Below are 12486 nucleotides of genomic sequence, written 5' to 3'. Positions count from 1 at the left end.
GAGAGCAAGGAACCGCCCTACCCCACGCCGCCGACTCGCCGGACTAGCGGCGAGAAGTCCGGGTCTCCAAAGCGAAGTCCCGGAACTTTCCAGCTGCGGCACACTTTACTTCACCGCGATCACGATCTTGCCCTTGGCGCGGCCGGTCTCGACGTAAGTCAGCGCCTCGTTGGTCTTCTCGAACGGGAACACCCGGTCGATGACGGGGCGTATGGCTCCTGCCTCGATCAGCGAGGCGATCTGCCCAAGCTGCCCACCATTGGCCGCCATGAAGAGGAACGAATAGTTGACGCGATGACGTTTCGATTTCCTGCGGATGCCGAAGCTCAAGGCGCGCGTGACCTGCTGAAGCAGCCAGCCGAAACCGTTTTCCTTGGCAAACTCCGGATCCGGCGGACCGGAGATCGAGATAAGTTTCCCGCCCGGCTTCAGAACGCGCAGTGATTTCTCCAGCGTGTCCTTGCCAAGACTGTTCAGCACGACGTCATATCCCTGCAGGACATTTTCGAATTCGTCCTTCTTGTAGTCGATGACGACATCCGCTCCGAGGCTTTTGACCAGATCGACATTGGCGGTGCTCGTCGTCGTCGCCACAGTCGCGCCGATATGCTTGGCGAGCTGGATGGCGATCACCCCGACACCGCCCGAGCCGGCATGGATCAGAACCTTCTGGCCCTTCTTCAGCTTTGCTCGCTCGACAAGCGCCTGCCAGGCGGTCAGGGCGACGAGCGGCATCGATGCTGCCTCTTCCATCGTCAGGTTCTTCGGCTTTGCCGCCACATCGGCCTCGTTCATCGCGATGAACTCCGCGAAGGTGCCGATGCGGTCCTTGGCCGGACGCGCATAGACTTCGTCGCCCGGCTTGAAGCGCCGGACCTTGGGCCCAACCCGGACCACGACGCCCGCCACATCGTTGCCGAGGATCAGCGGCAGGCGGTATGGCAGGATAAGCTTGAACTCGCCGTCCCTGATCTTACCATCCAGCGGGTTTACACTGGTGGCATGGATCTGGACCAGGACGTCATTGTCCAGCAACTGCGGCTCGGGGACTTCGCCGAGGCGCAGGGCAGCACCTTTCGCGTAGCGATCGACAAGGAATGCCTTCATGATACTAACTCTTTTTCTAAGATTTCGGCGATAGCGGCTCAGGCCGGAAGCCCGTTGAATTTGCGAAGATTTTTGTCGACGAATGACTCGGGCAGAAAGCGGCGTATGAAGCGGATCTGGCCTGCGGCCTTTCCTGCAGTGTAGCGCCGTTTAGGCGATGCCGCATTGGCCGCCTTGACGACCATGTCAGCGACGATCTCGGGTGCATCCCCCGTCTCGACGATCTCACGCATCAGCTTCTCAGCATCGGTACGAACGGTATCATACACCGGAAGCGGCTGATCCGGTCGCGTGAGATTTTCCTCGAAGGAGGTGCGCGTAACGCCGGGTTCCACCAGCACAACGCGGATGCCCTGCGTTCGCACCTCGTGGTCGAGCGATTCCGAATAGCCCTCAATCGCGTGCTTGGTCGATGCATAAAGGGCGTTGAAGGGAGCTGGGATGAGCCCAAGAACGGAGCTCATGTTGATGATCCTGCCCTTTCGCTGGCGTCTCATGACGGGCAGCACGGCATTTGTCAGGCGCACGACGCCGAAGACGTTCACGTCGAACAGCACCTTTGCCTGTGCGGCGGAGGATTCCTCGGCACCGCCCAGCAGTCCGATCCCGGCATTGTTGACGAGAAGATCGATCCGTCCCGCGCGACTCACGACATCGTCGACCACATTCTGCACGGACCGATCATCGGTGACGTCGCAGACCAGCATGACCACACCATCCGAGGTGTCGGCCATCGGCTTGCGGCTGGTTCCGAATACCCGGTAGCCATTGCGCCGCAGCGCTCGTGCCGTCACCAGCCCAATGCCGGAGGAAGCGCCCGTGACCAGCGCAACACCGCGTTCTTTATTGCTCATTTGTCTCAGCTTTCATTTTGTCGTGGAACATCGATGAAAACTACGTTACTATCATTTCGAAACTAAGTCACTATCAAAAAGATACCAACATGCAGAATCTTTCGGAGAAGCCATGCCTGATCGCCCGCAGCCTGGCGCTGGTAGGGGATGCATGGAGCATGCTGATCCTGCGGGATGCCCATGCCGGGCTCACCCGTTTCGATGAGTTCCGCAAGAGCCTCAGCATCGCTCCGACGATCCTGACCCGGCGGCTTGCGGCACTGACGGAGGATGGGCTGCTGGAGAAGCGGCGCTACTTGGAGCGCCCGCCGCGCGATGAATACGTGCTGACCGAAGCAGGCCAAGACTTCCTACCGGTCTTGTTCGCGATCGGCGCCTGGGGGCGAAAACACCGCAACGCAGACGGTGTAACCCGTTTCCTCGATGCCGAGACTGGAACGGAGATCGATCCGATCACCATCGATCGTACGACGGGCGCTCCGATTGGAACGCGCCCGATTCGCATCGTCATGCCCGAGTGAATCGCATCCAGCCGAGGAGGAGCGGCTTTCAGGCTAATCAGCCGCCGTTTCATCCTTTAGATGCAGCGCGAAACCGGTGGCGGTGGCCTCGCCCAGTTCCGGGCGGAGTTGCATGCTCGGGATCAGATAGTCGCCGCCATTCTGTTGCCGATAGGCAATAGGACGCGTCGTCTCGAGTGCGCGCATCCTCGCGCGCAGGCCTTCGGCAACGGAGCCGAAGCCGGCTTCATCGAGACGATCGACACTGTAGGTCACGAAGGGCGGAAGCACGTCATAGCCGGGATAATAGAGAACCCCGTGATTGATCGGGAAGAGCAGGTCGTCGATTGGCCCATTGACCCCGCGCGGGGAGTAATGCGCCTCCCAACCACCGGCGGTGACGATCAGCATGGCGCGCTTGCCCGCCAGGGTTCCTTCCCCGTAGCGGTCTCCCCAGCGCCGATCGCTGTGTTCGCCGACACCATAGCCGAAGCCGTAGGCAAAGACCCGCTCGACCCAACCCTTCAGGATGGCCGGCATGGAGAACCACCAGAGAGGGAATTGCAGGATCAGGACATCCGCCCACAGGAGCTTCGCGATCTCGGCTTTGACATCGTCGGTCAGCGTGTCGGCGTCGAAGGCATTCTTGGACGCCACGACCGGTATAAGGCGTGCATCCGACGCCAGCGAGGGAAAGTCGGCGCGATCGATCTCGGATTTCCAGCCGTCGGCATAGAGGTCCGACACCCGCACCTCATGACCTTGGGCTTCCAGTTCCCGAACGGCAACGTCACGGAGCGCGCCGTTGAGCGAGCGCGGTTCGGGATGGGCGAAAACAAGAAGAACTTTCATTGGGCAGCGATCCTTGTGCGATGGAAGATTGACCCACAAGCTAGTCAACCTCCGAATGATCCGCTACATGTTGTGAATGCATAAGATTGTGCCGAAAAATGGATAAGTCTGATATCACGCTCGAGCGCATGCGAACCTTTGTCCGCGTGGCGGAACGCGGCAGCCTGTCCGCGGTGGCGCGCGAGCTCGCAATAGGCCAGTCGACGGTGACGCGGCATCTGCGGGAGCTCGAGGAGGCTGTGGGCGTGCCTCTGCTTTCACGCACCACCCGACGCGTCACGATGACGGATGAAGGCAGCCGCTACTATGCCGACAGCATCCAGATCCTGCGGCTGGTCGAACAGGCGGGCGACGAGGCACGGAGTACGCGCGGTGCGCCCGCCGGCACGATCCGCATATCCTGCACAGCTGCCTTCGGGGTGCTGCATGCAAGTCGGCTGATCTTCGCCTTCCAGGATCGCTATCCCGAAATCGGGGTCGATCTCAGCCTTACCGACGAGCGCGTCGACCTGGTAGAGGAAGGCGTCGACATCGCGCTTCGCCTCGGTCCGCTCACCGACAGTTCGATGAAGCTGCGAGCGCTTGGGCAGAGCCGGCGCCTGCTGGCCGCCGCACCCGCCTATCTGGCGGCGCGGGGGACACCGGCCGTTCCGCAGGATTTGTCCAGTCATGAGGGCATCCGGATGTCGAACATAGCGGGCAGCGATACGCTCGCCCTGGAAGGACCTGATGGCAAGCGCCATCTGGTGCCTTTCGATGGGCGGTTCCGGGTCGACCACGGGCTCGCGGTACGCGAGGCCCTCGTCGCGGGACGTGGCTTTGCCCCCACCCATCATTGGCTTGTCGATGATCTCCTGGCGACCGGGCGGCTTATGCCCATTCTGCCGGACTACGCGCTGCCGCCGGTTCCGCTCAGCATGCTGATCGTTCCCGAGCGCGCGGGAATTGCCCGGGTCCGGCTGCTGGTCGATTTCCTCGCGGAGCAGATCGCCAACATATCGGGCATCGAATAGATGCGGCCGAGGCTGATCTGCCCTGCCACATCGCTGTCCGTCCCTCGCCCTGCCTAAAACTCCAACGATTGCTGCACGGGCTTCGGCGGCGCGAGCTGGACGCCTTCCAGTTCCAGCATGCGGGCCTTGGCGGTCGAGCCGCCGGGGGCCGAGAAGCCACCGATCTTGCCGCCGGCGGCAAGTACGCGATGGCAGGGGATGATCAGCGCCACGGGGTTGCGCGCCATGGCCTGGCCGACATCGCGGGCGGCTTCCGGTCCCACACCGAGCTGCTTTGCGAGCGCGCCATAGGTCGTAGTGTGGCCCCATCCAATCTGTCGCGCCGCAGCATAGATCTGCTCGAAGAAGGCATCCTGCTCGCCGAGATCCAGCGTGACGCCGGAAAAGTCGATTTCCTCGCCCGCGAAATAGCGCTTCACGGCAGCGACCGCATCAATCACCTCCGGCGTCGGCGTACCCGGCCGAGCATCCGGCAGACGCCGCAACAGAAGACGCTCGGTCGAGCCAGCATCTTTCGTCGGCAACTGGAAGCGCGTGACGCCGATATCGTTCCAGGCGATGCCGCAGAAGCCGCCGGCGGTTTCGAAGATCAGATAGTATTGCCTTGTTTCACTCATGGCGGAATCTCCATGTTTCCACTTGGCATGAGAATCGTGTTTCCCATGGCCAAGTTCAACCCGATTCTTGCGCAGGGCGATTATTGCCAACACTTTGCCCGCCAAAGGGCGTCATCCCGATAGCCTCTGGCACACTCCCCTGCCCGGCGCAGAGCTTAACGTCCCATCTCGCCATTGTCGATCAATTTGTTCTCTATTCGTTCTTGAATTTGCAATGTACTGGCCATAGGGTATCTGGAAATTTACGGGAACAGGACAAGGCAAAGCCCGAGGGCTTTGAAGCAATCTCATGAAGAATAGCGGACAGCTTTCGTTCAATCTCGGCCGACCACGGAGTCGGCAATCCGAAACCGGTCCGGCGCATGTAGAAGCTCTTTATTTCGCAATCCTGCCCGATCCCGACACGGCTGCGCTAAGTTTCGAGCTAGCAAGCGACCTTCGAGCGCAGCATGGCTTTTCGGCCAAGCCGAGACGATCGGACCTGGCTCATATTACGCTTTATCCGATCGGCACCTATACCGGCCTGCCGGAAGAAGCGGCGTTCGCGGCGATGCAGGCGGCATCGACTATCCGCAAGCCATCCTTCCAGGTGATCTTCGATCGGGCGGTAAGCTTCGGGAACAACAACAATCGCCCGCTTGTTCTGTGGAACAAGGAGGGGAATGCCGAGCTGAAGACGCTCCATCGGGAGCTGAATGAAGCCATGCAGCTCACCGGATTTGCGAATGACGATGGAGTGAAATTCGAGCCGCATATGACCTTGTTATATAGGGGCCATCTCATTCCGGAGGTGATACTCGAAAAACCCGTCACCTGGACTGTCCGGGATTTTGTCCTGATCAACAGCCTGCAGGGCAAAGGCAAGCACGAACATCTTTGCTACTGGCCGCTACTGCGCTCAGCAGCATAGTCACGCATTCGGCTGGCTCACTCCATTCGCCGCCGCCGGCCCAACCGCGGCAACCGCGTCGTCGACGCTGAAACTGCAACGGCTGTCGATACCCGCCATGCCGGCGGTCATCATGAGATCGCGGACGCGATCATGGACGCGGGCGAATTGCAGGCGGATGCCGGCGACGCGCATGGCGCCATCGAGTTCCATCAGCGCATCGAGCGCGGTACTGTCGAGATCGGAACTCTCCTCAAGGCTGAGGATGACGTCACGAATCCCCGGCTCTCCCCTGCTACGGGACAGGATTTCGCCAAAGATGGTGTCGGCATTGCCGAAGAACAGCGGTTCACCGGGGCGCCAGATGGCGACGCCGGGCGTTTCCGATGCCTCCTGATGGCGGCTGAGGTCGACGAAATTGTGACTGCTCCCCAGCCGCCCGAGCCTGGCGATATAGGGCGAGGCCAGGCGATGCATCATCGCGGCCAGCGACAGTGCGATCGCCAGCAGCATGCCGTTGAGGACACCGAAAATCAGCACGCCGGCCGTGGCGCCGAGCGCGACGTAGAAATCGCGGCGGAGCCGCCGGAGGCGCAGGATCGGGCTCGGATCAAGCGCATGCGTCAGCGCCGCGATCACCACGGCGGCAAGCACCGGCTCCGGCAGCCGCGCCACCAGCGACCCGGCGCAAACGATCAGGATGGTAAGGCCGATGGCGGCAAAGACCGCCGTGGCGCGTGTCTTCGCGCCCGCCGCCTCGCTGGCGAAACCGGCGGAAAAACCGGCACCGACGGGCATGCCCTGAACGATGGCGCTGGCGATATTGGCAAAGCCGAGCGCGCCCAGTTCGCGATTGACCGCCAGCGTGTCGCCATAGCGCAGCGCCAAGGCCCGCATCGTCCCCCAGGATTCAGCAAAGAGGATGAGCACCAGCGGCACGGTGAACTGCACCAGCCGCGAATAGGCCGTCCAGCCGGCATCGGGCAGTGACGGCCATTGCGGCAGGACCTCGATCGTCCCGACAAGCTTGACGCCATAGCCGGCAAGGTCGAAGACGAAAGACGCGAGAATGCCGGCCGCCAGCACAAGGAAGGCGCCGGGAATGCCCGGCAGGCGCTTGAGCAGCAGCAGCGCGGCGAGTGCTACGACACCGACCGCGACGCTCACCGGATTCCATTGCGGGATCGCCGCAAACAGAGCGGCGGCATAGCTGAAGATATTGGAACCCTGCACGGAGACGCCAACGAGAATCGGCAGCTGATGCAGGATAATGGTGATCGCCAGTCCCAGCGCGAAGCCGCGCAGCACCGGGCGCGAGATGAAGCCAGTGATGCCGCCGAGGCGCAACGTGGCGGCGATGACGAAAAGGATACCGGCAAGGGCCACCGCAACGGTCGCAAGGCCGGCCTTGACCGTCGCGTCGCCCGGCACGATCGCCAGCGTGGCGGCCAGAATGGCGGCGGAAGACGATGTCGGCGAGACGATCGCGAAGCGGCTACGCCCGAAGATCGCGTAGACGAGACAGCCGGCGATACCGGCGAGAATTGCCCGATGCGGCGGCAGGCCGGCAATGCCGGCATAGGCGACGGCCTCCGGCAGCATCAGGCCGGCAACCGATATGCCCGCAATCACATCGGCTTTATTTATCGCGGGCCAGCCACTCAGCTTCGTCATCGATCACGGACCATGGAAACCGTCAATCCAACCATGTGTAGAGCTTCGCCAATAGGCTGCAACAGGAAAGTGGGCGGAACGAGCTACCGCCCTTACGCACTTTCGTCCGCGTCCCGAAGCGGGCAGCTTCTGCCGATCGTTTCGCTGACGAACTCCATCACCGCGCGGATCGCGGGTGAGCGGCGGAGATCGGGGTAGGTTACCAGCCAGAGGTCGCGCGTTGGCGATGGGATGGCCGTCGGCAATCGCGCAAGCGCGGCATCGCCGTCGCCGAGAAAGGCGGGAAGCGCCACGACGCCGAGGCCCGCGCGCCCGGCCTCCAGCTGCCCGAAAACGTCGCCGGCGCGAAACACGATTGGACGGCCTGCGAGCAGGCTGCGCAGCCAGGTCTGCTGTGTCAGATGCTCCAGTGCCGCGTCATAGCCAATGAAGACCCAGTCCTCCTCCGGTGTCTTCGCAATCTCAGGCGTTGCGTAGAGCCCAAAACGCATGACACCGATGCGCCGCACCAGGAGGTCGCTCTCCTCGGGGCGCGTCATGCGCACGGCGATGTCGGCTTCGCCGTGATCCAGCGCCGCGCGCCTCGTCACGCCGGCGATCGTCAACGTGATATCGGGATGCTCGGCGCGGAAGCCGACCGCTTTCGGGGCGATGAGATGGGCAGCAATGGAAGGTGGCGCGCTGATCTTGACGGCGGCGGACAGCCCCGCGACGGCACTCTTCGAGTAACGCCTGATCGCCTCGACGTTCTCCTCCATGCCGACAACCAGCTCGGCAATCGCCCGGCCGTCGGCCGTCAGCGGCGAGGTACGCGGCCGGCGGTCGATCAGGCGGAGGTCAAGCGCGCGCTCCAGCGCGGCGATACGCCGGCCGACGGTGGCGTGGTCGACGCCTAGCTCGCGCGCCGCCGCCGAGAGCGAGCCGCTGCGCGCCAGCGACGCGAAATGAAGGAGGTCCTGCCAATCGATCATCTGTGCATTATTGCACAGATGTGGTGAGCTCATACCGAATTTATTCAGACGCCTCTTTGTGATCAAAGATACGTCTGAAAGGAGACTGCCTCTATGCCCCTAGCCATTGCCATGAACAACCCCGGCAGCCCCGAGACGATGCAGCTCGTCGATCTCCCAATCACCGAGCCGGGTTCCGGTCAGGCTCGTATCAGCCAAAGCATTTCCGGCGTCAATTTCGTCGATATCTATATTCGCTCGGGTCTTTACCCACGGCCACCCGGCCAGACCATTCTCGGCTTCGAAGGTGCGGGCATCGTGGATGCAATCGGCTCCGACGTCGAGGGTCTGAAGGTCGGCGATCGCGTCGCCTATGTCGGCCACCCGCTCGGCAGTTATGCCGAGATGCGCACCCTGCCCGCCTCACGGCTGATAAAGCTGCCCGATGGTGTCAGCGAACGGCTTGCCGGCAGCTCGATGCTGCGCGGACTTACCGCCCAGATGCTGCTCCAGAAAGTCCATCCCGTGCAACCGGGCGAATGGATCCTGGTGCATGCGGCGGCCGGCGGTCTCGGGCAGATCGTCACCCGCTGGGCCAAGCGGCTCGGCGCAAACGTCATCGGCACCGTCGGTTCGGAAGCCAAGGCGGGATTCGCCTATGAGGCCGGCGCCGATGCGGTTCTCCTGCACACATCCGAGGATTGGGTAGAGGAAACCCGCCGCATCGCCGACCGCCGGGGCGTGCATTTCGCCATAGACGGCATCGGCGGCGCGATGCTCTCGCAGACGCTCGCAACCGTGCGCCCGTTTGGCATGGTCGCCAGCCTCGGACAGCCAGCCGGCCCCATTCCGCCGGTCCAGATCGAGGAGTTGACCGCCCCCCGGGCCATCGCTCTCTCCCGCCCGAGCGTGCTGGTCTATGCCAACGATCCCGATCTCTATCGGCAAGGCGCCGAAGCCCTGATGACGGAATTGCAGGCCGGCCTGATCAATCCGATCGGCGCAGAATACACGCTGAAGGATGCGGCCATCGCGCATGCCGATCTGGAGGCAGGACGAACGACGGCAAGCGTGGTGCTGACGATGTGAAGCGCGGGCAACACAATCACCTGATCCCGTCAATGGCTTTTGCTGCATAGCAGCACTTACATTGACCGGGCCTGCTTTTGCCTGATACCAATTGGAAGTGGCATCGCTGCCATTTCCATCCGGTATAAACCCCGACCCGTCGTGGCAAACAGCATGGACACCGCTTGGCCGGTGCCCGCAGGCGATATCTCGTGAACACAGCCTCTCAGACAATCCAGTCCAACTCGGCCCTTACCCTTGTTTCCATTGTTGCGCTGACCTTCTTTGGCTACCTCGCCATCGGCCTGCCGCTTGCCGTGCTGCCGACCTATGTCGATAGTGGCCTTGGCTTCGGTGTCGTCTGGGCCGGCATCGCCATCAGCACGCAATATGTGGCGACCATCGTCAGCCGTGCGCAGGTCGGCCGGTTGTGCGACCAATACGGGCCGCGCCGTTCGGTCTTCCTCGGTTTTTTCGCCTACGGGCTTTGCGGCGCCCTGACGCTGGCATCAGCGCTCGTCACGGATACACCGGCGCTGAGCCTTGCGTCGCTACTCGCCGGACGCCTGGCGCTTGGTATCGGCGAAAGCCTGGTCAGCACGGCGGCGATCACCTGGGCGATCGGCCTGATGGGATCGCGCGAAACCGTGCGGATCATCTCGTGGAACGGCATCGCGACGTTTGGCGGCATCGCAATTGCGGCCCCCTTCGGCGCCTGGCTGGAGGGACAATACGGTTTCTTCGCCATCGGCTCGGTGACAATCAGCCTGGCGATTGCCGGTGTGATGCTGGCGCAGACGCGACCACCCGTGCCCGGCGTCAAGGAAAAGGGCATCGGCACCGGCCAGGTGCTCAGCCGCATCCTGCCTTACGGCGTGGCGCTAGCGCTGGCCGCCAGCGGCTTCGGCGTCGTCATGGCCTTCGTCGCCCTGTTTTTCCATAACCGCGGTTGGGATGGGGCTTCGCTGGCGTTGAGCGCCTTTGGTCTGGCCTTTATGGGCGTTCGCCTCGGATTGGCGCAAGCTGTCGCCCGTTTCGGCGGCCTGCCGCTGGCGCGCATTTCGCTGGTGCTCGAAATCGTCGGCCTGCTGACGATTGCCTTCGCTCCCACGCCTACGATCGCGATTATCGGCGCGGCCCTTGCCGGCACCGGCTTTGCGCCGGTCTTCCCGGCACTCGGCAACGAGGCGATGGCGCGCATTCCGCCGCAGAACCGCGGCGTGGCGCTTGGCCTCTACTCGATGTTCCTCGATGTGGCGCTCGGAGGCACCGGTCCGATCGCCGGCGTGCTTGCCGATCACTTCGGCTATACGGCCCCCTTCTTCCTCGGCGGCGGCGCCGTCCTGCTCAGCCTCGCACTCTGCTTCTGCCTGCGCAGGAGCAGCAACGCCTAGAGCCAAAGGCTCCGCGAAGCCGGAGTCTTTGATCCCGCCACTGGTATTGCCGCTCGATAATCATTGCGCAAAACGACCGCGGCTTGGTATGGACCTGCGACGATCACAGCTGGGAGACAGGCGCATGAACATCACCGAAATCGTTCTCGAAGGCGATACCACGGGGATCGCATGGCGACTGCCGGTGCTGCATTTCAAGGGCAGCAAGCCGGATGCTCCGAAAATCTATATCCAGGCGGCCTTGCATGCCGGCGAGCTGCCGGGTACCGCGCTTGCCCATTTCCTTTGCGAGCGGCTGCGGCAGGCCGAAGCGGACGGCGCGCTTCTGAGCGACATCACCGTTGTCCCGCACGCCAACCCGATCGGTGCCGCGCAATCGCATTTCGGCGAGATGCAGGGCCGTTTCGATCTGGGCTCGCGCGCCAATTTCAACCGCGATTTCCCGCTGATCTCGATGCACGACCGCCATCTGCTGATCGCAAACCTGGAGCGCTATTCCGCCGTCGACCGGTTGAAACGGCAGCTCATCCATATGGCGCTCGGGGCCGATCTGGTGATCGACCTGCATTGCGACGACGAATCCCTGCAATATGCCTATATCGACGATGCCTTCTGGCCAGAGGCCGCCGATCTGGCGGCAGCGCTGGACATGGACGCAGTACTCCTGTCGGACGGCGAAAGCTCCGCCTTCGAGGAAGCCGTCAGCTTCGCCTGGAAATACGAGGTGCCCGGCGAGAAGAAGGCGCAGTTACCCGGAAAACTGTCGGTCACCGTCGAGCTGCGTGGCACGCGCGATGTCTACCCGGAGATGGCCAGGAAAGATGCCGAAGGGCTCTGGCGCTTCCTTGCCGCCCGTGGCGCGGTCAGGGACGACAGCGTCACTCTCTCCGCTTTCACCGGACCGGCGGTGCCGCTCGACAACGTCGAAATGATCCGCGCGCCGCAGGCCGGCACCGTGCTTTTCCATCGCAATATCGGCGAGCGCGTCGAGGAAGGCGATTTGCTGGCGACGATCATCACCGCGCCCGGTATGCCGAACGGGACCGTCGACGTTCATGCCCCGCAAGCCGGCCTCATCGTCACCCGCGTCTCCGACCGCCTGGTGCGGCGCCGCGGCGACCTGATGAAGATCGGCTGCGACGGGCCGAGCGCCGCCGCCCGCAAGCCCGGAACGCTGGAAGACTGAGATAGAGCAAGAGACGGAACGGATATGACCATCACCATTTACGGCATCAAGAATTGCGACACGATGAAGAAGGCGCGGACCTGGCTCGAGAGCCACGGCATCGCCTATGATTTCCATGACTACAAGGCCGCCGGCATCGACCGGGACCATCTGGAACGCTGGACAACGGAAGCCGGCTGGGAAATCGTGCTCAACCGTGCCGGCACCACCTTCAGGGCCTTGCCCGAAGAAAGCCGCGCCGACCTCACCAGGGACAAGGCTATCGCCTTGATGCTGGCCCAACCTTCGATGATCAAGCGCCCGGTGCTGGATGCGGACGGAAAATTGCTGGTTGGGTTCAAGCCGGAAACTTATGCGGATGCCTTCAAGGTCGGTACGTAAG

13 protein-coding genes are annotated in these 12486 nt (G+C 62.8%); 7 read left to right on the top strand and 6 right to left on the bottom strand.

All coding sequences use genetic code 11. The features are described from left to right. Positions 1–105 precede the first annotated feature (105 nt). Together HB780_RS27460 and HB780_RS27455 are read right to left on the bottom strand one after the other, a co-directional pair. Positions 106–1107, bottom strand: coding sequence for an NADP-dependent oxidoreductase (locus tag HB780_RS27460; protein WP_183690868.1), 1002 nt, complete (start codon positions 1105–1107; stop codon positions 106–108). Between the two features lie 38 nt (positions 1108–1145). Further along, positions 1146–1961: an oxidoreductase gene (locus tag HB780_RS27455; protein WP_183690866.1), complete on the bottom strand. Its 816-nt coding sequence runs from the start codon at positions 1959–1961 to the stop codon at positions 1146–1148. 89 nt (positions 1962–2050) lie between these two features. Between HB780_RS27455 and HB780_RS27450 the strand changes: the two genes are divergently transcribed. Then, complete coding sequence (locus HB780_RS27450) at positions 2051–2482, top strand: winged helix-turn-helix transcriptional regulator (protein ID WP_183690864.1); 432 nt, start codon at positions 2051–2053, stop codon at positions 2480–2482. Between the two features lie 33 nt (positions 2483–2515). Here the strand turns inward: HB780_RS27450 and HB780_RS27445 are convergent, their stop codons facing one another. After that, positions 2516–3313 carry an NAD(P)H-dependent oxidoreductase gene (locus HB780_RS27445; RefSeq protein WP_183690862.1) on the bottom strand — a complete coding sequence of 266 codons (798 nt, stop codon included), beginning with the start codon at positions 3311–3313 and terminating at the stop codon, positions 2516–2518. 98 nt (positions 3314–3411) lie between these two features. Here HB780_RS27445 and HB780_RS27440 point away from each other — a divergent pair, with 98 nt between their 5' ends. Next, positions 3412–4326, top strand: a complete 915-nt coding sequence (locus HB780_RS27440; RefSeq protein WP_183690860.1) for a LysR family transcriptional regulator — start codon at positions 3412–3414, stop codon at positions 4324–4326. Between the two features lie 53 nt (positions 4327–4379). On the opposite strand, the gene HB780_RS27435 is transcribed toward HB780_RS27440, so the two are convergent. Further along, positions 4380–4943 carry a methylated-DNA--[protein]-cysteine S-methyltransferase gene (locus tag HB780_RS27435; RefSeq protein WP_183690858.1) on the bottom strand — a complete coding sequence of 188 codons (564 nt, stop codon included), beginning with the start codon at positions 4941–4943 and terminating at the stop codon, positions 4380–4382. 289 nt (positions 4944–5232) lie between these two features. On the opposite strand from HB780_RS27435, the gene HB780_RS27430 reads away from it, so the two are divergent. Next, a complete protein-coding gene (locus tag HB780_RS27430; RefSeq protein ID WP_183690856.1) occupies positions 5233–5853 on the top strand; it encodes a 2'-5' RNA ligase family protein in 621 nt (206 codons plus the stop codon). Here the strand turns inward: HB780_RS27430 and HB780_RS27425 are convergent, their stop codons facing one another. Then, a complete protein-coding gene (locus HB780_RS27425) occupies positions 5854–7506 on the bottom strand; it encodes a SulP family inorganic anion transporter (protein ID WP_183690854.1) in 1653 nt (550 codons plus the stop codon). A gap of 92 nt (positions 7507–7598) precedes the next feature. Beyond that, a complete protein-coding gene (locus tag HB780_RS27420; protein ID WP_286203079.1) occupies positions 7599–8510 on the bottom strand; it encodes a LysR family transcriptional regulator in 912 nt (303 codons plus the stop codon). A gap of 60 nt (positions 8511–8570) precedes the next feature. Between HB780_RS27420 and HB780_RS27415 the strand changes: the two genes are divergently transcribed. The 4 genes from HB780_RS27415 to HB780_RS27400 all read left to right on the top strand — a co-directional run bounded on the left by HB780_RS27415 (position 8571) and on the right by HB780_RS27400 (position 12485). Next, complete coding sequence (locus HB780_RS27415) at positions 8571–9545, top strand: quinone oxidoreductase family protein (RefSeq protein ID WP_183690852.1); 975 nt, start codon at positions 8571–8573, stop codon at positions 9543–9545. Between the two features lie 191 nt (positions 9546–9736). Then, complete coding sequence (locus HB780_RS27410; protein WP_183690850.1) at positions 9737–10918, top strand: MFS transporter; 1182 nt, start codon at positions 9737–9739, stop codon at positions 10916–10918. Between the two features lie 124 nt (positions 10919–11042). Further along, positions 11043–12104, top strand: coding sequence for a M14 family zinc carboxypeptidase (locus HB780_RS27405; protein ID WP_183690848.1), 1062 nt, complete (start codon positions 11043–11045; stop codon positions 12102–12104). Between the two features lie 24 nt (positions 12105–12128). Further along, positions 12129–12485, top strand: coding sequence for an ArsC family reductase (locus tag HB780_RS27400; protein ID WP_183690846.1), 357 nt, complete (start codon positions 12129–12131; stop codon positions 12483–12485). The last annotated feature ends 1 nt before the right edge of the window (position 12486 follow it).

Source organism: Rhizobium lusitanum, from assembly GCF_014189535.1.
GTDB classification, from domain to species: Bacteria; Pseudomonadota; Alphaproteobacteria; order Rhizobiales; family Rhizobiaceae; genus Rhizobium; species Rhizobium lusitanum_C.
This window is presented reverse-complemented; position numbering and strand designations above follow the sequence as displayed.